The organism is Shinella sp. 838 (assembly GCF_029623935.1).
In the GTDB taxonomy this organism is placed as follows: domain Bacteria; phylum Pseudomonadota; class Alphaproteobacteria; order Rhizobiales; family Rhizobiaceae; genus Shinella.
Map to the genome: position 1 here is coordinate 1,311,692 of NZ_JARSBQ010000001.1, position 23,712 is coordinate 1,335,403.

Here is a 23,712-nt window from a genome sequence, read left to right on the forward strand (position 1 = left end):
CGGGGCGCTGGAAGCCGCCTTGTCAGAAGAGTGTATATGACGCCTTTCAGCGCCCCGTTCGGCGGTTTTTGCCCGCGACTTGGGTCTCTCTGCAAAGGCTGGGCGCAAGAACGTTCGTCGCCGGTTTCCGGGGCGGTTTTGTCCGGTTTTGCGCGCCGGGCGGGCTCACCTTGAGCCTCACCCGGACGGAAAGGTTTTGACGCCTTTCCCGGGAAAACGCCGCTCCGGCGGACGATGCCGACGCATCCATCACGCCCGGCCCCCTTGTGTGCCGCACAGGCACGCCCGGCGCGCCGTTCGAGGCATGAAGCGGAGGGCCCGGTCCGACGCCCCGCCGCTTCCCCCGTGTCGCCGGAGGGAGACCATTTTCCGCGAGCCCCCTTGGCGACGGCTTACGTCCGTCCCTCGCCAAAAGCGCCGACCCCGCCTCGCCGCAACGCCTTGCGGTGTATCCGCGGCGGGATGAGGGGAGTATGGCATGGGGTGGTTGGGGCGGGGAAAATGAAGGGAAATTTGCCATATCTCACTGGTCGTAAAATGGCGATTTCAAATATATCGAATCAATTTATGCTTGTGGAATACCCAAGGGAGACTGTCCTTGAAAATTGCAGCTGTCAGAATAAAAAATTATAGAACTGTGAAAAACGAGATCAATTTTGAGACTCCCAGTCTCGTTAGTATCGTTGGTCCAAATAATTCTGGAAAATCAAATATTGCAAGGGCGCTGGAGATATTTTTCTCGGGTAGGGTTCAGAATAAATATGATCCAAGGATTGATCTTCCACATGGGGTGCAACGTGAGAAGACTAGTATAACTGTCTCATTCAAGCCGGAAATCGAGCATGAATGGGATAAGCATTTTATGGAGCTTCATGATCAGCTGCGAAATTTGCACGAAATTACACCTGAAGGCGATGGAATTGTTTCTCTAAATTTGTATTTTAATGAAAGGAAGCCTGTTTATCAATTCTTTGGAAATGTTAAGCGTCCAAAAGACAATGCAAAGAATGCGCAGTATTCTAGAATACTTGGTGAATTGCTTGATTTAATTTTTGACCATTTTCATGTTTATTATGTCCCATCCGCAAAGAGTTTTTCTGACATATTCACAGATTTCATTTTTCCGGAATTGAAGACTGAGATAAATCCAACGATCGTTTCTGTTGTTCCGAGCGTAAATTCTATTTTGCAGAAAACATCGGAATCCATTAATGACTATCTGTCTAGCGCTGGGCTTTCTGAAATTACTGCCGATATATCCATTTCTGAATCATCCATAGATTCTTTAGTAAGCAAAATTGATTTTATGATCTCCGATAATATTAGTACAGAATTATCGAGGAAAGGCACGGGGATACAGGCTGCTGCGATATTTGCAGGCCTTCGATGGATAGATGGAAGGAAACGAAGCAATGGAAAGGAGGTGCTGTGGATAGTTGAGGAGCCGGAATCATATCTTCACCCTGAGCTTACCAGAACGGTAAACAACCTAATTCGCCATTTGGCGGTGAATTCGCACGTCATAATTACTACTCATTCGTTGGCATTCGTACCGAAGAATGTGGAAAATATTCTAGGCTGCGAAAAGACCTCTGGAAACACAGTTGTTTCTAGATTTTCTAATTTTAATGATGCGACCTATAAAATCCGCAAATCGATAGGGGTCAAATTTTCGGATTATTACAGCCTTGCAAAATACAATATTGCGGTTGAGGGTAAAACTGACCGATCCATATTTGAGTCTGTATTTAATTATATGAAATCATCGGGAATTATAGCTGATGGAGATTTTCCTAATTTTGAGAAGGCAAAATTTATAACTTTCTCTGGAGTCCGTGACTTGGCGGAATTCGTTCGAGTGACTTATGAATTTGTATCAAAGGAATGCGTTTTCGTCACAGTCCTTGATGGAGATGATGCTGGTGTAAAATATCGTAAAGATCTCCAAGGTTACTTGAGTGGTCGGAAGCCACCCGTACCATTCGAAAGTAATCGACACTTCGTTTCTGTTCGAAGTGGTTTTCCTATAGAAGGCCTTTTCCCTGATCGTCTTATTAAGGCAATGTATAGTGAAAATAAGAGCTATTTTAGTTCTTACTCAGAGGATGCGGCAGGTTTGGTGGAGCCTTTCCAGTTTTCTGACAACGGAAAAACGAAGGCTCAAGATAAGCTGCTTGCTGAACTTTCTTTGTCGACTTCAGTAGAAGATTTCGAGCGATTTCTCGCTGTTTTTCAATCTATAGATGGCGCAATTGGTGAACTTTCGAAAGTTGCTACGGAAACAATTTTCGATTGACAAGTGCCTTACTGAGTGCATTTAAAGTTTTTACTATCGCCCCGGCCGCCCCGTTTTCCCCTTCGTCCGCCCCTTGCGCTTCGCCTCGGCGGGGTCCTCATAGCTCCCCACGCCAACCTTCCCCCGCCGCACCGGCTTGGCATCCTCGGCGCCGTTCGCGCGCTCGGGTTGGCCTTCGAGGAGGGGGGAGGTGCGCTTCTTGGTGCTGAGGGTTTCCGGGGGGCGGTCCGGCAGGTCGCCGGTGACGGGTTTTTCGGTGCGGCCGACGGTCATTTCGTCGAGCGTGTTCTTTCGGAAGAGGGATTTGCCCGCCGGCTCCGCGACGTCGCGGCCCATCTCGTCCAGATGCGGTTTGCGGAAGAGCGGGCGCTCGGTGTCGGTGCCCGGGCCCATGTCGTCGAGCGAGGGTTTCTGGAAGAGGGATTTTGCCGAGGGTTTGCCGGAAGGGGTATCCCCCTCTGCCCTGCCGGGCATCTCGCCCTCAAGGGGGGAGATCGACTCGTGCTCGGTGCCGGTTTTCCTCTTTCCGCTCCCGGCCTGGGCCTTCGCCGAGCCCTTTCCACTCCCCCTTGCGCCTTCGGCGCCTGACGCTTCCTGCCTTGCCATCGGGTCGTCCATGACGGCGAGTTCGGCGGCCTTGAGGCGCTTGATCTCGTCGCGGATGCGGGCGGCGGCTTCGAAGTCGAGGTCGGCGGCGGCGTCGCGCATCTGCTTTTCGAGCGCTTCGAGATGGGCCTTCAGGTTGTTGCCGACGAGGTGGCCGGCATCGGCAAAACCCTTGCCGGAGACGCCGGAAATGTCGGCGCGGACGTGGTCGCGCTCGTAGACGCTGTCGAGGATGTCGGAGATCTTTGCCTTCACCGATTCCGGGGTGATGCCGTTGGCCTCGTTGTAGGCCACCTGCTTTTCGCGGCGGCGGGTCGTCTCGTCCATGGCGCGCTGCATGGAGCCGGTGATCTGGTCGGCGTAGAGGATGACCTTGCCGTCGACGTTTCGCGCCGCGCGCCCGATGGTCTGGACGAGGGACGTTTCCGAGCGCAAGAAACCTTCCTTGTCGGCGTCGAGGATGGCGACGAAGCCGCATTCGGGGATGTCGAGGCCTTCGCGCAGCAGGTTGATACCAACCAGCACGTCGAAGGCGCCGAGGCGGAGGTCGCGGATGATCTCGATACGTTCAAGCGTGTCGATGTCCGAGTGCATGTAGCGCACGCGAACGCCCTGTTCGTGCAGGTATTCGGTAAGGTCCTCGGCCATGCGCTTGGTGAGCACGGTGACGAGCGTGCGGTAGCCGGCCTCAGCGGTCTCGCGGATTTCGCCCAGCACATCGTCGACCTGGCTCTTGGCCGGGCGCACCTCGACGGGCGGGTCGATGAGGCCGGTCGGGCGGATGACCTGTTCGGCGAAGACGCCGCCGGACTGTTCCAGCTCCCAGCCGCCGGGCGTCGCCGAGACGGCGACGGTGTCCGGGCGCATGGCGTCCCATTCCTCGAAGCGCAGCGGGCGGTTGTCCATGCAGGAGGGCAGGCGAAAACCGTATTCGGCCAGCGTCGCCTTGCGGCGGAAGTCGCCGCGGTACATGGCGCCGATCTGCGGGATGGTGACGTGGCTTTCGTCGATGAAGATCAGCGCGTTGTCGGGCACGTATTCGAAGAGGGTCGGCGGCGGCTCGCCGGGGCGGCGGCCGGTCAGGTAGCGCGAATAGTTTTCGATGCCGGCGCAGGAGCCGGTGGCTTCGAGCATTTCGAGGTCGTAGCGCGTGCGCTGTTCGAGGCGCTGGGCTTCCAAGAGGCGGCCGGCCTTTTCCAGCTCGGTCAGGCGGTGTTTCAGCTCCTCGCGGATGCCCTTGATGGCGCCGTTCAGCGTCGGGCGGGGGGTGACGTAGTGGCTGTTGGCGTAGATTTTTACCGATTTCAGGTCGCCGGTCTTCTGGCCGGTCAGCGGGTCGAACTCGGTGATCGCGTCGATCTCGTCGCCGAACATCGAGATGCGCCAGGCGGCATCTTCCAGGTGGGCGGGGAAGATTTCGATCGTGTCGCCGCGCACGCGGAAGGAGCCGCGCTGGAAATCCATCTCGCGGCGCTTGTATTGCTGGGCGACGAGGTCGGCCAGGAGCTGGCGCTGGTCGAGCCGTTCGCCGACCTCCATCTGGAAGGTCATGGCGGTGTAGGTCTCGACCGAGCCGATACCGTAGATGCAGGAGACCGAGGCGACGATGATGCAGTCGTCGCGCTCCAGCAGCGAGCGCGTCGCGGAGTGGCGCATGCGGTCGATCTGCTCGTTGATCGAACTCTCCTTCTCGATGAACGTGTCGGAACGCGGCACATAGGCTTCCGGCTGGTAGTAGTCGTAGTAGGAGACGAAATACTCGACCGCGTTTTCCGGGAAGAAGTTCTTGAACTCGGAATAGAGCTGGGCGGCCAGCGTCTTGTTCGGCGCGAGGATGACGGCGGGGCGCTGCGTCTCCTCGATCACCTTGGCCATGGTGAAGGTTTTGCCCGAGCCGGTGACGCCGAGCAGGACCTGGCTGCGCTCGCCGTCCGACAGTCCCTCGACGAGGTCCCTGATGGCGGTCGGCTGGTCGCCGGCGGGCTTGTATTCGGTGACCATGCGGATCGGGATGCCGCCCTCCGACTTGGCCGGGCGGGCGGGGCGGTGCGGCGTCCAGAGCTTGCCGTCCTTGAACAGCGGGTTGCCGCTCTCGATCAGCTTCGACAGCGCGTCCACCGTCGCGGTGACGGCGGTGCCGGCGCCGAGGGACGCGGCGTCCTCCAGCGAAACGTCGAGGCCGGAGACGGGCATGAGGCCGGCGGCGGCGCGGGTCTTCGGGTCGGAGGAAGCGCCGATCGAGACGCCGCGGGAGGTTTTCGTCGCCGTGACCTGCTCGGTGTGGCGGCGGGCGGCGTTCTCCACGGTCTTGCGGTGCTTGCCGGCCTTCGAGGCGACCTCGCGGCGGCTTTCGACGCTGGCGGCCTCCGCCTCGGCTTCGAGCTGCTTCACCCAGTCGGAGACGCTGCCCGAAAGCGGCGCGCCTTCGAAGTCGGACTGCGGGGCTTCCTCGAAACCGGGGTTCGAGGGCGAGGATTTTTTCGGGGTTCTGGCCATGCGGGGAATATGGCGAGAGTCATGCGGAAAGGGAAGGGGTGAAGAGTACAAAAGGGAAACGAATTTGCGGCGCGCTCCGGCCGTTATCCTCGAAACGGGGTTGGGGGGGCGCATGAGCACGGTGGACGAGGCGGCGCTGATGCCGAAGGAGGGGGCGCTCGAGGAGGTGCGGGCGGCGGTGGCGGCCTACAATGCGGCGCGGCCGAAGGTGGCGCGCGACATGTATCTCAACCTGACGCTGGTGCTCGGCGTCTACCTGCTGTTTTCGGCGCTGCTGCTCTATCTCGTCGCCACGCAGATCGAGGAGGACTGGACCTTCGTCACGCTGGGCGTGCTGGTCTTCGGGGCGACCCTCGCCTGGAAGTTCGCGGTGGGGCCGGCGACGCGCTTCCAGCAGGGCCTGCGCGACCGCATGCTGCCGCTGGTCTTCGGCTTCGTCGACGAGGTGCAATATGTGCACGGCGCGACGCCGCGGTTCCTCTCGGGCATGCCGGACAAGGAGTTCGCGCCGCGCGACCGCTCCGAACACGGCGACATGATCGCGGGCGTGCACGAAGGGCTGGCCTTCACGCTCTCCGAGACGGAGCTCAGCACCGGCAGCGGCAAGAGCCGGCAGACGACCTTCAAGGGCGTGATCTTCCATTTCGAGCGGGAGGAGGCGTTTCCCGGCCTTCTGGTCGCGGTGCGGAAACCGAACGCCGTGCATCGCTTCATGCGCGACCTCTTCGGCGGCGGGGTGCTGGCGCTCGTCACCAGCGGCAACCCTGACGTCGACGCCTATCACGAGTTCCGCACCGACCGGGCGGAGGCGGCAACGCCCATCGTGCAGGGCACGCTCGCGAAGGCGCTGGATTACCTCGCGAGCGTGTGGCGGGACGACGTGGTGCGTCTCGCCCTCAAGGGCCGGGACTGCTACCTGCTGGTGCCGACGAAGAAGGACTTCTTCGAGCTGCCGCCGGTCGACACGCCGATCGACTTCGACCGCTATATCCGGCCGATGATCCGCGATCTCGTGACGCTGCTGGCGACGGCGCAACTGGTGCGCAAGATCGGGTAGAGGGTGTCGCCTCCGGGCTCGGCGGACCTGTTATCCGGCGATTTGCCGCGCGAGTTTCTTGCGCTGTTCGACAAGGAAGTCCACGAGCGCGCGGGTCTTGGCGGGCATCTGGGCGCGCGATGGCACGTAGAGGAAAAAGCTCGGGCGAGGGTGGGCCCAGGGCAGCAGGACCCGCACCAGCGAGCCATCCTGTAGATAGGGACGGACGCACAGATCGAGGTGCTGCACCAGGCCGACGCCCTGCAGCGCGGCACGCAGCATGCTGTCATCGTCGTTGAAGATGGCGTTGCCGTCGGGCTCGTAGACCACGGTGCGTGCCTCGGCGTCGGGCGTGATGAACGACCAGCGGTCGATGGTGCCGCTTGAGGTGAAGCGGTAGGACAGGCAGTTGTGATGCTTCAAGTCCTGCGGCGTCTCGGGAATGCCGCGGCGATCGAGATAGCTGGGCGAGCCGACGATCGCCATCTGCATCGGCGGCGTGATGGGCACCGCGATCATGTGCGCGTCCAGACTTTCCCCCAGCCGGATGCCGGCATCGAGCCCGTCGGCGACGATGTTGGAGAAACCGTCGTCCGTCACCAGTTCCAGCCGCAGCTTCGGGTAAAGCGCCAGGAACGCCGCCATATGCGGCTCGATCAGCGACCGGGCGGCGACGCGGGAAACGGACAGCCGGATCATGCCCGACGGCTCGGCGCCGGCCTCCCCGAGGTCGGTGACCGCGCCCTCGATCGCGGCAAAGGCGGGCTGCAGCACGTCGAACAGACGCCGGCCCTCTTCCGTGAGCGACATGTCGCGTGTGGTGCGGTGCAGCAGCCGCACGTTCAGGTGCCGCTCCAGCGATTTCAGATGCTGGGACACGGTCGCGCGCGTCACCTCCATTTCCGTGGCCGCCTTTGTGAAGCTGCGGCGGCGGGCCACGTGGACGAACCACGCCATGGCGGGGAGCAGGGAGGGATCAAGTGGCATATTGTCAGTTATGACTAAACACTGATGTCGTGTCCAGGCGGTTTATCCGATCCATTCCCCCGTTTAGCATGCGCCCTATATCCACGGACATCATGCTTCGGCACGCCAGCATGGTCTCGATCGGATACCCCATCTTCGGACAGATAAAGGAGTCATGTTGTGACCGGAATTTCAAAGGAAAGAATGCGGACGGCCCTGGAGCAGGAAAAAACCGTCTCCCCGGAGGATCACGCCAAGGTCAAGGCGCTGGCCGGCATGGTGAAGATGCCGCGCAGCTTCATCTTCAAGAACCCCGACGAATACGGCATGGAAGGCTGGCACGACCTGTCCATCCCCTCGGACGACGGCACGCCGCTCGAAGCCTGGTACATTCCGGCCAAGGGCGGCGAGAGCAACAAACTCGTCATCTTCAACCACGCCCTTCCGATGTGCCGTGCCGGCTATCCCGGCCATATGGGCAAGCCCTGGGCCGACTTCATCGAGCCGGTCGAGATCGACTTTGTGATCCAGTACAAGCATTTGACCGATGCCGGCTACAACGTTCTGACCTATGATTTCCGCAACCACGGGCAGAGCGGTGCGGCCAATGGCGGGGTCTGCGGCGTCGGCCAGTGGGAATGGCGCGACTGCGTCGGTGTGAAGACGTTCGTCGATGCCCATCCGCGCCTGGGCAAGATGGATGTCGCCTTGTTCAGCCAGTGCCTGGGCGGCGTCTCGCAATATGCGGCGATCAGCAAGCGTCCCGAGCTTTTCGAGAACGTCAGATGCCTGCTCAGCCCGCTGGTGCCGAACATGACGTCGGTCTTCACCAAGCTCAGCGGCTACCAGGGTATCGCGCAGTATCAGGAACTGATCGATCTGGAACTTCTCAAGCTGGGTGGTTTTGCCGCTGCGGACATGTCGGGCAGGCTTTGGGCGCCGAACATCAAGCTCCCCGTCCTGATGTGGCAAGTGAAGGACGATGCGATCATCAACAATCCGAGCGACGCGCAGAGCACATTCGACGCGCTGGCAAGCACTGACAAGGAGCTTCACTGGATCGAAGGCACGACGAAGCGCTTCGAAGACGGCTACAACTGGTTCGGCCGCCATCCCGAGAAGGTGCTGTCGTATCTGGCCCGGTACATGAACTGACGCCTTGAGGCGGATAGAAAACAAAACGCCGGCGAAGCCGGCGTTTCGCGCCGCTTGGGAGGAGCGATCAGAGGATGAAGTCACCCTTGTAAAGGTCGCTGAAGGAATCGACTTCCAGGATGAAGTCGGCCTTCTTGTCGCCGTTGACGTCGCCGAGGACGAGCTTGGTGTAGTGGCCGTTGTTGAGCTGGGTCTCGGTCCAGGTCAGTTCGCCCTTCTTGCCGCTGAAGGCAGCGCCTTCCTTGGCGACCCAGGTGAAGGCGTCGTTCTTCTTGGTGCCGGCGATGGCGTCGATGGCGGACAGGTCGATCTTGTCGCGGCCGTCGAAGGTGTTGGACTTGAACTGCTCGATCACGTCGCGGCGGCCTTCGGCCTTGCCGATCTCCGAGATGCTCTTGAAGACGAAGCGGTCCCCGCCGTCGCCGCCCCACAGCTTGTCGACACCGGCGCCGCCGATGATGACGTCGCGGCCGTCGCCGCCATGGATCTGGTCGTTGCCCTTGCCGCCCTCGATCGTGTTCTTGTAGTCGCCGCCGTAGATGATGTCGTTGCCATCACCGCCGTAGATCTTGTTGTGGGCACTGGAATGGCCAAAAATCCGGTCGTTGCCGCCGTAGCCATAGATCTTGTAGACGGAATCACCGTTCATCGGGTCCGCCATCAGGAAGTTGTTCTTGTTGTCACCTTTGAGGGTAGCCATAGAATATCTCCGGAATCATGAAACATCGGCGGCCTTTCAGCCAACCGGTGCGCATGAATGGTCGGGAGCGGGCCGGCTTGTGAAGCGCGGGGGCGGCGAAGGGGCGCAAAGCGACAGCCGAACGGTCGCACTTTCGACGAACGGTTGATTTTCGTCGGTGAACGGCACTCGACAGTTTTCCGGGAAAAAACGATTATTCGCGAAATGAGCACGGTATCGAGTCTGCCATTTGTTTTTCACGCCGACCAGAGCGAATCGCAGCTGCAACGGGCAACGTTGCGCTTCGGCGGGCTGTATCTCGTTGCCGTTTTTCTGAGCTCCAGCCTGTTGTGGGGGCTGGCGGGCACGGACCCGATCGAATCGGCGATCGGCAAGCTCTTCCTCCTGTCGGGCGCCGCTCTGCTGGCTGTGGTCCTGACGATGGTGCTGATCCGGCTGAAGGCGCTGGCGCTGCCGGTCAAGGCCGTGCTGTGCTTCGTGCTGTCGCTCGTCGGCGGTGTGCTCTATTGCGGCATCGACTATGCGATCTACACGATCTGCGTCTATCCCGAGGCGCCGGTGTGGGACATGACGAGCATCGCCTACAACGTGATCTACGGGACGTCGCTCTATTTCGGCTGGAGCTGCCTGTTCCTCGCCCTGTCCTACAGCTTCGACCTGCGCGACCGCGAGCGGCGGCTGGCGCAGATGCGCGAGGAGGCCATGGCGGCGCAGATGCGGGCGCTGCGCTACCAGCTCAACCCGCATTTCCTGTTCAACACGCTCAATTCCATGGCCGGGCTGATCGAGGAAGGCGAGCGCGACGACGCACGCGACATGGTCTTCTCCCTCTCGGCCTATCTGCGCACGACGCTGGCGCTCGATCCGCTGCAGGACCTGTTGCTGGAGGAGGAGGTCGCCTTGCAAGCCGGTTACCTCACCATCGAGCAGCGCCGCTTTTCCGACCGTATGGCGGTGGAGATCGACCTGCCGGAGGAGCTGCGCAAGGTTCCTGTGCCGAGCCTCATCCTCCAGCCGCTCGTGGAAAATGCCGTCAAGCACGGCGCCTGCCGCAAGACAGGGGGTGTGACCATCGCCATCCGTGCCAGGCAGGAGGCGGGCCGCCTGTGGCTCTTCGTCGAGAACGACATGGCGCTTGCCGACCAGCAGCCCGGCGGGGCGAGTTTCGGCATCGGCCTCAGAAATGTCGGCGAGCGCCTGTCACGGCGCTTTCCCGACGCAAGTGGGTTTCACTACGGCCGGACCAGCGATGGCCGATTCCGGGTGACCCTGACCATGCCTATCAGGACCGCATGAACGCATGACCGAAATTTCCGTCCTTATCATCGATGACGAACCGATCGCCCGGCGTCGCATGGTTCGCATGCTCGCCACCATCGAGGGGGTGAGCGTTGCCGGCGAGGCCGGCGACGTGCCGCAGGCGCTTGAACAGATCGCCGCCCTGACGCCCTCCGTGTTGCTGCTCGATATCCAGATGCCTGGCGGCAGCGGGTTCGATGTGCTCGAACAGGCCGGTACGCATGCCCCCCTGCCGATCTTCGTCACCGCATTCGACCACCACGCCATCCGTGCCTTCGAATGCAACGCGGTGGACTATCTGACGAAACCGGTGACGCCGGAGCGGCTGCGGCAGGCGCTCGACCGGGCGCGCGAGATGATCCTTGCCCGTGAGAACCGGGACACGGTGGTGGAGCTGCGCGAGACTGTCGCGGCTTTGCGCAAGGCGCTGCGCGATCAGGCGACGCGGCCGACGCAGTTCTGGGTGAAATCGCGCCGGGAGACGATCCGCATTCCGGCCGAAAGGGTGACGCGTTTCCAGGCGGACGGCGACTATGTGCAGCTGCACGCCGACCAGGGCAGTTTCCTCTACAACGAGAGCCTTTCGGCGCTGGAGCGGCGCTTGCCGACGGAGGATTTCCTGCGCATCAGCCGCAGCGCGATCGTGCGGCGCGACCAGGTGGCGCGGGTGAAGCGCGGGCCGCTGAATGTGCTGCACGTCGTGCTGCGCGACGAGACCGAGATCAAGGTCGGCCGGACCTATCTGCGGGCGGTGCGGGACGGGCTCATGCAGGGGTGAAGGCGGGCGCTTCGGCGCCGGCCAGCAGCGCGCGCAGCACGCCCGCGACATGCCGGACGGCGCGATCCTTGTCGCGGCGGCGATGCCAGGCGATGTGCAGCGGAAAGCCGGGAACGGGGATCGGCGGCCGGGCGATGTGGAAGCGCGCCGCCGCGTCCGCCGGCAGGCAGTGGCTCGGCATCATGGCGATGAGATCGCCTTCCTCCAGCAGCGGCGGCACCATCAGGAAGCTCGGCACGACGATGCCGACGCGCCGGCTCCGGCCGAGGGCGGACAGCTGGTCGTCGAAACCGCTGCGCGTGTCGCCGCGACCGGACACCAGGATGTGCGGATAGGCAAGCCAGCGGTCGAGCGAAAAGCCGGCCGCGGCGGGATGGTCCCGGCGCATCGCCACGACATAATGTTCCTCCAGCACCGTCTCGCAATGGAAGGCGGCCGCATCGACGCTCGGGAAGACCGAGACTGCGATGTCGCTCGCCCCGCGCGCCAGGGATTCGAGGGCCGCCGGCGCGCCGTGCCAGGGCTGGATGACGATGTCGATGCCGGGGGCGGGGCCGGCGAGCGCCTGGTGCAGCGGACCGGCGATCAGGATGCCCGGATGGTCTGCCGTGACGATGCGCACCGTCTGGCGGATGTCTGCGAGCGGTTCCTCCGGCGCATCGACGACGGCGGCGATGCCGGCGAGAAGGGTCTTCAGCGGGTCGCGCAGCGCCTCCGCCCGCGGCGTCAGGCGCATGCCGCCCTTGCCGCGCTCCAGAAGCGGATCGCCGAAGAGGTGGCGGCAGCGGTCGAGCGCGCTCGACGTCGCCGGCTGGGACAGGTTCAGCTTGACGGCGGCGCGCGAGACATGCGCCTCGTCGAGCAGGGCGTCGAGCACGACGAGCAGGTTGAGGTCGACCGAGCGTAAATTCATGAAACAGATAATACCATATACAAATCATCCATTGGAGTGATTTTACTGTTCGCGGCATCCTGATGGCGTCAACACAGGAGACGACGCCATGAGCAAGACACTGATCCTTCTCTTTCACCCAGATCTCGCCCGCTCGCGCGCCAATGCCGTGCTTGCTGCCGCTGCCCTGCGGCTGCCGGCGGTCGAACTCATCGATGTGCATTCGCTCTATCCGGACGGCGGGGTCGATGCCGGCGCGGAGGCGGCCCGGCTGCTTTCGGCCGACCGCATCGTGCTGCAATTCCCGATCCAGTGGTATTCCACGCCGCCGCTTCTCAAGGCCTGGCAGGACGCCGTGTTCACCCGCATGGTCTATGTCCACTACGAGGCGGAGGGCCGTCTGCTGGCGGGCAAACCGCTGCTCGTTGCGGCGACGGCGGGCAATGTGCCGGGGGCCTATGTGCCCGGCGGCGCCAACCGGTTCACCATGGCGGAACTGCTGCGCCCGCTGGAGGCGAGCGCCCATCGCTGCGGCCTGTCCTGGCAGCCGCCCTTTCTCGTCTACCGGGCGGACAAGCGCGACGAGCTCTCGCTGTTTTCAGCGGGCCGGGACTATGCGGCGAGGCTCGACGCCTGGGGCAGGGCAGGCGAGGCGGAGGAAGACCCGCGCCGCTATCTCGTCGAGGCCTGGGGGTGAGGCGGAGGCGTGTCCCGCGATCGGCCGGCGGTGCGCGGCGGCGAGGGTCGCGATTTCAGGGAGCGGTCTTGACGGAGCAGGCAAGTGGGCTATTCCCTTGTCGCAGCTCCTCAGGAATCAGGATTCGTGATGCCCTTCAGCCTCTCTCCCGCGGCCGTCTGGCCGATCGTGCTGCTCTGCCTCTCCAACGTCTTCATGACCTTCGCCTGGTACGGGCACCTCAAGTTCAAGTCGGCGCCGCTCTTCATCGCGATTCTTGCCAGCTGGGGCATCGCCTTCTTCGAATATTGCCTGGCGGTGCCGGCCAACCGCATCGGTCACGAGGTTTACTCGGCGGCCCAGCTGAAGACGATCCAGGAGGTGATCACTCTGCTCGTCTTCGCCGGTTTTTCGGTTTTCTGGCTCAAGGAGAGCCTCACCTGGAACCATGCCATCGGCTTCATGCTGATCGCCGCCGGTGCGGCCTTCGTCTTCAAGGGATAGGCCTTTTCCCGTAAAATAGTCGCAATCGGGGGTAAGCCTTCGGGCGATGGATGAGGTTCGCGTGACGACAAGCTTCGCTACCATGGCGTCCCTGCGCTTCGGCTATGGCCGGAGGCCGGGGGAGGCTGCGCCTGACAGCGTCGCCGCGCTGCTGCGCCAGGTGGAGCGCGGCGGCCGGGACCCCTGTCTTTTTCCGGCGGAGGGCATTGCCGGCCGCCGGGCGCGGTTTGCCGCCTATCGCGACCTCGACGCGGCCTACAAGGCGGCGCGCGACAAGAAGACGCTGATGACCGTCGGCACGCGCACCATCAACCCCTATGCCATAGCGCTTGCCAATACCTTGCAGCGCGACCGGCACCTGAAGGTGCGGCAGGCGGTCTTTTCGCCGAACGGCTTCTACGAGCGGCTGGTCGCCTTCTGGTGCGATCATTTCGCCATCGACGCGCGCAAGGGCGGCGCGATGCGGCTTCTGGCGCCGCTGCACGAGGCGGAGGCCATCCGCCCGCATCTTGCAGGCTCCTTTGCCGATCTCCTGAAGGCGGCGGCCCTGCATCCCGCGATGCTCGCCTATCTCGACCAGACCCGCTCCGTCGGGCCGAACTCGCCGGTGGGGCTGAAGTCCGGCCGGGGGCTCAACGAGAACCTCGCGCGCGAGCTCATCGAGCTGCACACGATGGGGGCCGGCAGCGGCTACAGCCAGAAGGACGTGCGTTCGGCGGCCTATGTGCTGACCGGGCTTTGGTATCGCGCACCGGTCTACGAGACCGCCTTTCGCCCGCGCTCGGCCGAGCCCGGCACCTACCGGGTTCTCGGGCGGGAGTATGGCGGCAAGCGGCGGGACATGATGCATATCCATGCGCTGCTCGACGACCTCGCCGCGCGCAAGGAGACCCGTCGCCACATCTGTCGTAAGCTCGTCGTGCATTTCATCGCCGACGACCCGCCGCAGCCGGTGGTGGACGCCATGGTGACGGCGTGGAAGCGCAGCGGTGGTGCACTGCCTGCGGTCTACCGGGCGATGCTCGACCATCCTCGAAGCTGGGAGGACGGCGGCCGCAAGGCGCGCCAGCCGTTCGATTTCGTCGTTGCCGCGCTGCGTGCGCTGGATGTACCGGCCGAGGCGCTTGTGCCGGGCGACGGGGCGAAGAAGGGTGGCGGCCGTCCGGCGGCCGATGTCGCGGCGCTTGCGGACGTGATGATGATGACCGCCGAGGGCAAGCCGGCGCTGACGGCCAATCCGCTCTCCGTCGGCATCATCGACCGGCTCGGCCAGCCGATCTGGTCGGCGCCGAGCCCGGCGGGCTGGGAAGAGGGGCTTTCGGCCTGGATCACCGCCAGCCAGCTTACCGAGCGCATCGCCTGGGCGCGGCGCCTGGTGGCGCGCTTCGGCGACAAGGCCGATCCGCGCGCCTTCCTGGAGGCGACGATGGCGGATGCGGCGCGGGCGGACACGATCGAGACCGTGGCACGCGCGCCGAGCCGTGCGGTGGGGCTGGCAATGGTGCTGGCATCCCCCGAATTCAACCGGCGTTAGGAGAAGGTATGGCCAGCGACTTCAACCGTCGAGCCTTCCTGTCCGGGGCCTGCTGCCTGGCAGCCGCGCCGCTCGTCACGCCCGTCAGCTTTGCGGCCATGCCCGGCGACAACCGGCTGGTGACGATCGTGCTGCGCGGGGCGATGGACGGGCTTGCGCTGGTGCAGCCCTACGGCGACCCGGCGCTGAAGGTGCTGCGGCCGAAGCTGGCGCTTGGTGCCGACAAGGGGCTCCTCGATCTCGACGGCTTCTTCGGCCTGCATCCCGCGGCGGCGGACCTGATGCCGCTTTGGAAGGCGGGCGAACTGGGTTTCGTACACGCCATCTCCACGCCCTATCGCGACGGCCGCAGCCATTTCGACGGGCAGGACATGCTGGAAAGCGGCGGCGCTGCGGTGCGCGACGAGCGCACCGGCTGGCTCAACCGGGCGATCGCCAGCATTCCGCGCCCGGCCGATCGCCGGGCGATCGATGTCACCACCACGGCCGAGCTGATCCTTACGGGCGGCAATCCGGTCGATGTCTGGTCGACGCGGGCCGATCTCGCGCTTGCCGAGGACGAGCAGGCCTTCTTTGTCCGGCTCTACCGCAACGATCCGCTCTTTGCCGCCGCGCTGCGCGAGGCGACGGCGACCGACATGCTCTCGGACACGATCCATGGCACGGAAGGCAAGCGCGCAGCCGGCATCGCTTCGGTCGCGAAGCTGACGGCGGGCATGCTGGCGGCCGACCACCGGATCGCCAGTTTCTCCATCAACGGCTGGGACACACATCTCAACCAGGCGCGCAGCTTCCGGAGGCCGGTCAAGGACCTCGCGACGGCGATCACCACCCTGAAGGCGAGCCTTCCGGCGGATGTCTGGCGCAAGACGGCGATTCTCGCCATCACCGAATTCGGGCGGACGGCGCGGGAGAACGGTTCTGACGGCACCGACCACGGCACAGGCGGTCTTGCGATCCTGTCGGGCGGCGCAGTGGCGGGCGGCAAGGTTTATCGCGACTGGCCTTCGCTTTCCGAAGGCGACCTGCTCGACGGGCGCGACCTCAGACCCACCACGGACCTGCGCCAGCTGGCAGCCGCCATGCTGCGCCAGCAGTTCGGCATTTCGGCGCGCGACCTCGAGACCGCGGTGTTTCCGGGATTGAGTTTCGACAGCCGGGCGGCCTATCTGCGCGGCTGACCTTTGGCCCGGCAGGTCGAGGCGGTGGCTGGCTGTTGCATCGCGGACGGCTTCCCGGCGGCTACTCGACCGGAACGGGGGTCGGGTGGCCGTCCTTGTCGAGCGCGACCATGACGAAGGTGGCGCCCGTGACCTTTTCCAGCGTGGTGGTGAGGTAGCGCTGTGCCCAGGCCTCGACGGAGAGCGTGATCGAGGTGCGGCCGACGCGGACGATGTCCGTATAGATGCTGAGCGTGTCGCCGATCTTCACCGGCAGGTCGAATGCCATCTCCTTGACGGCGGCGGTGACGACGCGGCCGCGCGCGCGCTCGGCGGCGCGGATGCCGGAGGCAAGGTCCATCTGCGCCATGACCCAGCCGCCGAAAATATCGCCCGCGGCATTGGCGTCGCCCGGCATGGCGAGCGTGCGAAGGGTGAGTTGTCCGTTCGGCGTGCTGTTGCTGGTCATGCGCATCCTCTCCTTGGCTGATACCGGTCTAGCGGAATGCGTGCAGCGGCGGAAGAGGGCTTGTCTGCGGCGCGCCGAACCGGTTTTTGGTATTTCCGAGTATTTTCAAACTCTAAAAATTGATGATTGCAATTTTAGGCGATTTTAAAGGGTTTCCCGGACCTTCGGAAAGGTTGGAGTACCGCGTCCGTTCGTGTTGAGGAGACCCGATGAAGAATTTCAGAATATCCACACGCCTGTCATTGCTCGTCGGTCTGGCCCTGACCATCATCGCCGCAGCACTTGTCTACAGTCTCTACCATTCTCAGGACGCGATGGTTGCCGAGCGCAAGTCGAAGCTGGCGGCGATGGATCAGAGCATGCTGACGCTCTTTGAGTATTATCATGCACTTGAAACCACCGGCACGCTGACGCGCGAAGAGGCGCAGACACGGGCGAAGGACGCGGTGCGGGCGCTGCGCTACGAGGACAGCGGCTACTTCTGGATCAACGACATGAACGCCGTGATCGTCATGCATCCGATCAAGCCGGCGCTCGACGGCACGGACCAGTCCGGCATGGCCGACCCGACCGGCAAGAAGATCTTCGTCGAATTCGTGAAGGCGGTGAAGGCAAGCCCGACCGGCCAGGATTTTGTCGACTATCTGTGGCCGAAGCCCGGCTTCGAGGAGCCGGTGCTGAAATATTCGCACGTCGCCGGCTTTGCGCCCTGGGGCTGGATCGTCGGCACGGGCGTCTATGCGGACGATCTTGCCACCATGTTCCGCCGCAACGCCGTCGAAACGGCGATCATCCTCGCCGTCGGGGGCCTTGCCATCATCCTTGCCGCCTACGGCATCGTGAAGAGCGTGACCGGCCCGGTCTTACGTCTGAAGACTTCGATGCAGGCGATTGCCGACGAGGATGTGTCCAGTGACGTGCCGGAAACCGACCGCAAGGACGAGATCGGCGAGATGGCCAAGGTCGTTTCCATCCTGCGCCAGTCGGTCGCCGAGCGTGCGCAGCTTCGTCTTCGCGAGGGCGAGCAGCAGGGGCGCCTTGACGAGGAGCGCAGCGAGGGCGAGCGCCGCCAGCGGGCGGTCAGCCAGGGGCAGATGGATGCCATGAACACCGTCGGCCAGGCGCTGGAGCGTCTTGCCAACGGCGACCTGACGGTCTCGATCCAGGCGATCGCGCCGGAATACGCCAAGTTGCGCGACGACTTCAACCGCGCCGTCGATGCGTTGTCCAGCGTCATCAACGCCATCGCCCGCTCCACCGATATCGTGCACGGCAGTGCCGGCGGCATCGCGGAAGCGGCCAACAACCTGTCGCACCGCACGGAACAGCAGGCAGCCTCGCTCGAGGAAACCGCCGCCGCGCTCGACGAGATCACCGCGACGGTGCGCAACGCCTCCGACCGCGCCGCCGACGCGAGCCGCATGGTGGCCGAGACCAGGCAGTCGACCGGCCGCTCCGGCATGATCGTGCGCGATGCGGTCGCCGCGATGAGCCGCATCGAGGACGCCTCCAGTCGCATCAGCCAGATCATCGGCGTCATCGACGAGATCGCCTTCCAGACCAACCTTCTTGCCCTCAATGCCGGCGTCGAGGCGGCGCGGGCAGGGGAGGCCGGCCGCGGCTTTGCCGTCGTGGCGCAGGAGGTGCGCGAGCTTGCTCAGCGTTCGGCCAATGCGGCCAAGGAGATCAAGGGACTGATCAGCAATTCGGCGACGGAGGTCGGCACCGGCGTGGCGCTGGTGCGCTCGACGGGCGATGCGTTGAACGAGATCGAGGCGCTGGTCAACAAGGTGAACGACCAGGTGACCTCCATCGCCACCGCGGCACGCGAGCAGGCGACCGGCCTTGCCGAGGTGAACACCGCGGTCAACCAGATGGACCAGATGACCCAGCAGAACGCCGCCATGGTGGAGGAAACCAATGCGGCCGGCCAGACGCTGACCCAGGAAAGCGAGCAGCTGAAGACCCTGCTCGGCAATTTCCGGCTGAACGCAGCCGGAGCGGCGGACAACCGGCGCCGCGCGGCATAACGCAAAAGACGATCTCCGGACGAACTTGCCCCGGCGCCCCAGGCGCCGGGGTTTTTCGTTGGGGTCGGTTCGGCAAGGTGTCTGCAATGCAGAGGGGGAGATCGGCCATGAAGACCGGCCTGCGTGTGTCTCCCGACAAGAGCAGCGTTGTTCTGTGCGGCTGGCTCCCCCCACTAATCTCGCGGGGTGTCTGAAAACGGTTCCTTTACCCTGTTGCGCGAAAATCCTCTGGAAATGCAGGACGATCGCTTTCGCGTCCGGTTTCGGGCTTTTCCCGTCCGAATGCGGACAAAAGCGACCTGCACCATGACCGGACAACAATGTGCGCAACCGGGACCCGCAGGGCGCGGGGCAGGGCTGGCGGAAGTGACAATGGGTATAGCGTTTGTTTCTCGTCTGCGCCGGCCGCTCGGGCTGTTCCTGATCCCGGCGATGCTTGCCGCCTGTTCCGGGGGCATGACACCGCCCGACGACATCGTCGGCGCCATCCGACCCTCGGAGGAAGTCTCGCAGCGCCCTGCCGCCGATATCGGCGACACGGGCGGCGATCTCACCGACTATCCGGTCGAGACGACGGCCGCGGCCGATACGGCGATGGTCACGCCGCTTGCGGAGAAGAAACGCCTGCCGATGATCGACAGCGACGAGGCGATGGGCATCACCCAGCCCGTCCAGGCCTCCTCCGGCGTGCTGACGGTGCCGGAAGGCGGCGTCAACATGGACGAGGGGCTCGGCGTCGCGCGCGTCGAGGGGCTGGCGGAGGCGCAGGCGAACGAGATCGCGGAAGGCAACGCCACCCAGGTCGTCGTCGACGGCATCGGCTCGGACACGCCGCAGCAGATCGGCCAGCCGGCGACGATCCCGATGTCGGACGCCGGCGTCGAGCTCGGCGAGGCGCCTGACGGCGGCGATTACCTCCAGGTGCCGGACAAGGCGACGACCCGCCGCCGGCAGACGAATGAGGGCGAACAGGTCGCCTTCCTGCCGCGCCTCAACAATCCGATGCAGATGCCGGAAACCATGGGCGGCATGCCGGCTTCGGAAAAGGCCTGCCGCCAGCGGCTGCAGAAGCTCGGCGTCAAGTTCCGCGACGTGCCGCGCATTTCCCGCGGGCGCTCCTGCGGCATCGCCTGGCCGATCGAGCTGTCGGGCCTTTCCGGGGGCATCCAGATCAAGCCGGCGGCCCAGGTCAACTGCCAGATCACCGAGGCCTTCGCGCGCTGGGTGAAGAACGAGCTCGTTCCGTCCAGCCGCACCCGCTATCTCTCGGGCGTCTCGGCCATCCACCAGATGTCCTCCTATTCCTGCCGCACCATGAACTCGCAGCGCGGTGCTTCCATGTCGGAACACGCCAAGGGCAACGCCATCGATGTCGGCAAGATCGTGCTGAAGAACGGCAAGGCGATCGCCATCGAGAAGAAGGGTTTCTTCGCTTTCCGCGAAAAGGGCCTCCTGAAATCGGTGCGCGGCGACAGCTGCAAGTATTTTTCCACCGTGCTCGGGCCGGGCAGCGACCGCTTCCACAAGGACCACTTCCACTTCGATCTCAGGGCGCGCAAATCCGGCTACAGGCATTGCAGCCTGTAACGGCCTGATCTGAGGGCAAAAAAAGACCGGCGGGGCGCCGGTCGAAAGAAGGGGTGGCAACCCGTAGGGTGGGGCCGCCTGGAACGTCACATTCCATCACCGTCGCCGGCGCGGACCGGCGAGGATGTCAGGCGTGCTTCCGCGGGGGAAGCAGGCGGATGGGGCCGCCGAAAACTCCCTCAGGGTCCGGGAGCAAGGCCGCTGCGCGAGGGCAGGGGGAACGCCTGGTGAGCGGGGTGCGTGTCGTTCCTGCCGGCCTCGCGTCAGACAATGGTTGAAATGGGTCACGGTTTGATGACAGTGCGCACTTCGCAAATGCGAAATTCCCGCGAGTCGCCGCCGTCCTGGCGGATCCCCAGGAGCCTGCCATGCCCCCCGTCGCCGATCTTGTTCTCTTCGCGCTCGCGCTCGTCGCGGCGGGCGTCGTGTCCGGCCTGCTTGCCGGCATTTTCGGCATTGGCGGCGGGGCGATCCTCGTGCCGGTCTTCTACCAGGTATTCGGCTATCTTGACGTGCCGGAGGCGGTGCGCATGCACCTGTCCATCGGCACCTCCATCGCCATCATCGTGCCGACCTCGATCCGCTCCTTCACCTCGCACCGGCTGCGTGGCGCGGTGGATGTGGACCTTCTGAAGAGCTGGATCGTCGCGCTGCCCTTCGGCGCGATCCTCGCCTCGGTCATCGCTGCGCTGATCTCCAGCGTCGGCCTTCGCCTCATCTTCGTCGGCATCGCGCTGCTGGTGGCGCTGCGCATGCTGTTCAACCGCGATACCTGGCGCGTGGGCAACGATTTGCCGACGGGCATCGCCAACCAGGTGGCAGGCGTCGTCATCGGCACGCTTTCCGGCCTGATGGGGATCGGCGGCGGCGTGCTGAACAACACCTACATGACCTCCTTCGGCCGGCCGATCCACCAGGCGGTGGCGACGTCCTCCGGCGTCGGCGTGCTGATCTCCATTCCCGGCATCGTCGGCTACATCTGGGCCGGCTGGGGCGAGCCGGGCCTGCCGCCGTTCTCCACCGGTTTCATCAACTGGGTGGCCGTCGCGCTCATCGTGCCGATCGCCCTCGTCGTCACGCCCTGGGGTGTCCGGCTGGCGCATTCGATGAGCAAGCGGCAGCTCGAGGTCGGCTTCGGCATCTTCCTCATCCTCGTTTCGCTGCGCTTCCTCGCGAGCATCTACGGCTGAGCGACTTTTTTGCGCCCTCAGGGTGAAAATCGACGAGGGACACGCCATATAGGGTGTCCTTCCGCATGAAATCCCTCTCTCCGGACCCTCCCATGGCGCCCATCGTTTCCATCCGCAATCTCACCAAGAGCTACGCATCGGGGTTCCAGGCGCTGAAGGGCGTCGACCTCGACATCGAGGAGGGCGAGATCCTGGCGCTGCTCGGGCCGAACGGCGCGGGCAAGACGACGATGATCTCGATCATCTGCGGCATCGTCACGCCGTCGGGCGGCTCGGTGACGGTCGCCGGCAGCGACATCCTCACGGACTATCGCAAGACCCGCGCGATCATCGGCCTCGTGCCGCAGGAGCTGACGCTCGATGCCTTCGAGACGGTGTGGAACACGGTCGCCTTCTCGCGCGGTCTGCACGGCTGTTCGCCGAACCCGGCGCTCATCGAGCGCATCCTGCGCGACCTCTCGCTCTACGACAAGAAGGACACGGTGCTGCGCCACCTCTCGGGCGGCATGCGGCGGCGCGTCCTGATCGCCAAGGCGCTCTCCTACGAGCCGAAGGTGCTGTTCCTCGACGAACCGACGGCGGGGGTCGACGTTTCGCTGCGCAAGGACATGTGGCAGCTCGTCGAGCGCCTGCGCGCCTCCGGCGTCACCATCATCCTGACGACGCACTATATCGAGGAGGCCGAGGAGATCGCGGACCGCATCGGCGTCATCAACCACGGCCAGATCCTGCTGGTCGAGGACAAGAAGGCGCTGATGGCGAAACTCGGACGCAAGCAGATGACGGTGGAACTCGCCGAGCCGCTTGCGGCCGTGCCCGATACGCTGTCGTCCTACGGACTGACGCTTGCCGAGGGCGGCGAGCGGCTGGTCTACGAGTTCGACAGTTCCGGTGAGCGCACCGGCATATCCTCGCTCCTCTCCGCGCTGTCGCAGGCGGGGCTTCGGGTCAGGGACATCTCCACCGAGCAGAGTTCGCTGGAAGACATTTTCGTGGAACTGGTGGGAGAGGGCCGATGAACATCGAGGCGATCAAGTCGATCTACGCATTCGAGATGGCGCGCACGCGCCGCACGCTGCTGCAGAGCATCGTGTCGCCGGTCATCACCACCTCGCTCTATTTCATCGTCTTCGGCGCGGCGATCGGCTCGCGCATGCAGGAGGTGCAGGGCGTGTCCTACGGCGCCTTCATCGCGCCCGGCCTCATCATGCTGACGCTGCTCAACCAGTGCATCGGCAACGGCTCCTTCGGCATCTATTTCCCGAAATTTACCGGCACGATCTACGAGATCCTGTCCTCGCCCATCTCGATGATCGAGATCGTCATCGGCTATGTCGGCGCGGCGGCCACCAAGGGACTGATCGTCGGCACGATCATTCTCGTCACGGCTTCGCTCTTCGTCGACATCTCGATCAAGCACCCGTTCATGATGGTGCTGTTCTTCGTGCTGACGGCCGTCAGCTTCAGCCTGTTCGGTTTCATGATCGGCATCTGGGCGAAGGACTTCGAGCAGCTCAACCTCTTCCCCATGCTGATCATCCCACCGCTCGTCTTCCTCGGCGGCAGCTTCTATTCGATCGACATGCTGCCGCCCTTCTGGCAGGCGGTGAGCCATTTCAACCCGGTGCTCTACCTCGTCTCCGGCTTCCGCTGGAGCTTCTACGAGATCGCCGACGTTAACCCCATCGTCAGCCTCGTGACAGTGCTGGGCTTCCTGGCGGTATGCCTTTCGATCACCGCCTGGATCTTCAAGACGGGGTACAAGCTGAAGAACTGATTTGGTTCGGGAGCACCCGGGCGGTCACGCGCCGTCGAGATAGTAGGCCTTCTGCGACGGGTAGTAATCCGCGAAGGACGGCAGCGCCTTGCCTTCGCGCGATGCGACCAGCATGTCGAGGTAATACTCCCAGCCCGGCCCGACATCGCCGGCAAGCTTCCGGTCGCTGAGCGGCTGCACGAAACGCAGCTCGGTCGTGTCGTCGTCCGTCTGCGTCAATGTCAGCGCGATGCGCCAGTCGTCGTAGTCATCCTTCATGGCGACGACCAGCCGGTGCGGCGCTTCGCATTCTTCGATCACGACATCCGACCACGGCTGGTCCTTTTCGTGGGTGAGTTGCAGCCGCACGGTCTTGCCGGGGCCGGCATCGCCTTCCCAGCGGCCGAACCAGAGGGCGGTGCGCTCCGATTTCGTCACGCTCGCCCAGACATCGTCGATGGGCGCGCGGAACGTCCGCGTGAGAACGAGGTCATTGCCAAGAACGTGGCCGGTGGGTTTCGGGCTCATGCCGTCTCCTTTTCCGTGTCGTTCGCGTGCCGCCGCGACCCGTATATGCGATAG

The 23,712-nt window shown here is 63.7% G+C and carries 20 protein-coding genes; 14 read left to right on the top strand and 6 right to left on the bottom strand.

All coding sequences use genetic code 11. The features are described 5' to 3' along the window. Positions 1-598 precede the first annotated feature (598 nt). Complete coding sequence (locus P9A16_RS06210) at positions 599-2,296, top strand: ATP-dependent nuclease (protein WP_024270138.1); 1,698 nt, start codon at positions 599-601, stop codon at positions 2,294-2,296. 33 nt (positions 2,297-2,329) lie between these two features. Here the strand turns inward: P9A16_RS06210 and uvrB are convergent, their stop codons facing one another. Further along, on the bottom strand, positions 2,330-5,398 hold the full coding sequence (gene uvrB, locus P9A16_RS06215; RefSeq protein ID WP_024270137.1) for an excinuclease ABC subunit UvrB: 3,069 nt from the start codon (positions 5,396-5,398) through the stop codon (positions 2,330-2,332). 112 nt (positions 5,399-5,510) lie between these two features. Between uvrB and P9A16_RS06220 the strand changes: the two genes are divergently transcribed. Then, the gene (locus P9A16_RS06220; protein WP_023516738.1) at positions 5,511-6,455 is read left to right on the top strand and encodes a DUF3137 domain-containing protein; all 945 of its coding nucleotides are present in this window, start codon (positions 5,511-5,513) and stop codon (positions 6,453-6,455) included. Positions 6,456-6,485: 30 nt separating this feature from the next. Here the strand turns inward: P9A16_RS06220 and P9A16_RS06225 are convergent, their stop codons facing one another. Continuing rightward, the gene (locus P9A16_RS06225) at positions 6,486-7,391 is read right to left on the bottom strand and encodes a LysR family transcriptional regulator (RefSeq protein ID WP_245290348.1); all 906 of its coding nucleotides are present in this window, start codon (positions 7,389-7,391) and stop codon (positions 6,486-6,488) included. Between the two features lie 213 nt (positions 7,392-7,604). Here P9A16_RS06225 and P9A16_RS06230 point away from each other — a divergent pair, with 213 nt between their 5' ends. Next, a complete protein-coding gene (locus P9A16_RS06230; protein ID WP_037405545.1) occupies positions 7,605-8,555 on the top strand; it encodes an alpha/beta hydrolase family protein in 951 nt (316 codons plus the stop codon). A 67-nt stretch (positions 8,556-8,622) separates the two neighbouring features. Here P9A16_RS06230 and P9A16_RS06235 read toward each other — a convergent pair whose 3' ends face one another. Next, positions 8,623-9,255 carry a M10 family metallopeptidase C-terminal domain-containing protein gene (locus tag P9A16_RS06235; RefSeq protein ID WP_023513405.1) on the bottom strand — a complete coding sequence of 211 codons (633 nt, stop codon included), beginning with the start codon at positions 9,253-9,255 and terminating at the stop codon, positions 8,623-8,625. A gap of 204 nt (positions 9,256-9,459) precedes the next feature. On the opposite strand from P9A16_RS06235, the gene P9A16_RS06240 reads away from it, so the two are divergent. Together P9A16_RS06240 and P9A16_RS06245 are read left to right on the top strand one after the other, a co-directional pair. Further along, entirely contained in the window at positions 9,460-10,551 is a 1,092-nt protein-coding gene (locus tag P9A16_RS06240; protein ID WP_023513406.1) for a sensor histidine kinase, read from the top strand. Between the two features lie 4 nt (positions 10,552-10,555). Continuing rightward, on the top strand, positions 10,556-11,332 hold the full coding sequence (locus tag P9A16_RS06245; protein ID WP_023513407.1) for a LytR/AlgR family response regulator transcription factor: 777 nt from the start codon (positions 10,556-10,558) through the stop codon (positions 11,330-11,332). Here P9A16_RS06245 and P9A16_RS06250 read toward each other — a convergent pair. Further along, on the bottom strand, positions 11,319-12,245 hold the full coding sequence (locus P9A16_RS06250; RefSeq protein WP_023513408.1) for a LysR family transcriptional regulator: 927 nt from the start codon (positions 12,243-12,245) through the stop codon (positions 11,319-11,321). The genes P9A16_RS06245 and P9A16_RS06250 overlap by 14 nt on opposite strands. Before the next feature lie 88 nt (positions 12,246-12,333). Here P9A16_RS06250 and P9A16_RS06255 point away from each other — a divergent pair, with 88 nt between their 5' ends. From P9A16_RS06255 to P9A16_RS06270, 4 genes are all read left to right on the top strand, one after another. Then, positions 12,334-12,921: an NAD(P)H-dependent oxidoreductase gene (locus P9A16_RS06255; RefSeq protein ID WP_023513409.1), complete on the top strand. Its 588-nt coding sequence runs from the start codon at positions 12,334-12,336 to the stop codon at positions 12,919-12,921. A 129-nt stretch (positions 12,922-13,050) separates the two neighbouring features. Next, complete coding sequence (locus tag P9A16_RS06260) at positions 13,051-13,404, top strand: DMT family protein (RefSeq protein ID WP_023513410.1); 354 nt, start codon at positions 13,051-13,053, stop codon at positions 13,402-13,404. Between the two features lie 61 nt (positions 13,405-13,465). Then, entirely contained in the window at positions 13,466-14,938 is a 1,473-nt protein-coding gene (locus P9A16_RS06265; RefSeq protein ID WP_024270135.1) for a DUF1800 domain-containing protein, read from the top strand. A gap of 8 nt (positions 14,939-14,946) precedes the next feature. Further along, positions 14,947-16,119 (top strand): DUF1501 domain-containing protein, encoded by a 1,173-nt coding sequence (locus P9A16_RS06270; RefSeq protein ID WP_023513209.1) that lies wholly within the window; start codon positions 14,947-14,949, stop codon positions 16,117-16,119. Between the two features lie 61 nt (positions 16,120-16,180). On the opposite strand, the gene P9A16_RS06275 is transcribed toward P9A16_RS06270, so the two are convergent. Next, the gene (locus P9A16_RS06275; RefSeq protein ID WP_023513210.1) at positions 16,181-16,567 is read right to left on the bottom strand and encodes an acyl-CoA thioesterase; all 387 of its coding nucleotides are present in this window, start codon (positions 16,565-16,567) and stop codon (positions 16,181-16,183) included. A gap of 209 nt (positions 16,568-16,776) precedes the next feature. On the opposite strand from P9A16_RS06275, the gene P9A16_RS06280 reads away from it, so the two are divergent. The 5 genes from P9A16_RS06280 (at position 16,777) to P9A16_RS06300 (ending at position 23,151) form a co-directional block, all read left to right on the top strand. After that, the gene (locus P9A16_RS06280) at positions 16,777-18,597 is read left to right on the top strand and encodes a methyl-accepting chemotaxis protein (protein WP_278025576.1); all 1,821 of its coding nucleotides are present in this window, start codon (positions 16,777-16,779) and stop codon (positions 18,595-18,597) included. A gap of 432 nt (positions 18,598-19,029) precedes the next feature. Beyond that, entirely contained in the window at positions 19,030-20,184 is a 1,155-nt protein-coding gene (locus P9A16_RS06285) for an extensin-like domain-containing protein (protein WP_443021631.1), read from the top strand. A 368-nt stretch (positions 20,185-20,552) separates the two neighbouring features. Next, positions 20,553-21,374, top strand: a complete 822-nt coding sequence (locus tag P9A16_RS06290; RefSeq protein ID WP_023513213.1) for a sulfite exporter TauE/SafE family protein — start codon at positions 20,553-20,555, stop codon at positions 21,372-21,374. Positions 21,375-21,466: 92 nt separating this feature from the next. After that, complete coding sequence (locus P9A16_RS06295; RefSeq protein ID WP_023513214.1) at positions 21,467-22,393, top strand: ABC transporter ATP-binding protein; 927 nt, start codon at positions 21,467-21,469, stop codon at positions 22,391-22,393. Next, positions 22,390-23,151: an ABC transporter permease gene (locus P9A16_RS06300; protein ID WP_023513215.1), complete on the top strand. Its 762-nt coding sequence runs from the start codon at positions 22,390-22,392 to the stop codon at positions 23,149-23,151. The genes P9A16_RS06295 and P9A16_RS06300 overlap by 4 nt, the downstream gene beginning before the upstream one ends. 24 nt (positions 23,152-23,175) lie before the next feature. On the opposite strand, the gene P9A16_RS06305 is transcribed toward P9A16_RS06300, so the two are convergent. Beyond that, on the bottom strand, positions 23,176-23,658 hold the full coding sequence (locus tag P9A16_RS06305) for an SRPBCC domain-containing protein (RefSeq protein ID WP_023513216.1): 483 nt from the start codon (positions 23,656-23,658) through the stop codon (positions 23,176-23,178). Positions 23,659-23,712: the final 54 nt, after the last annotated feature.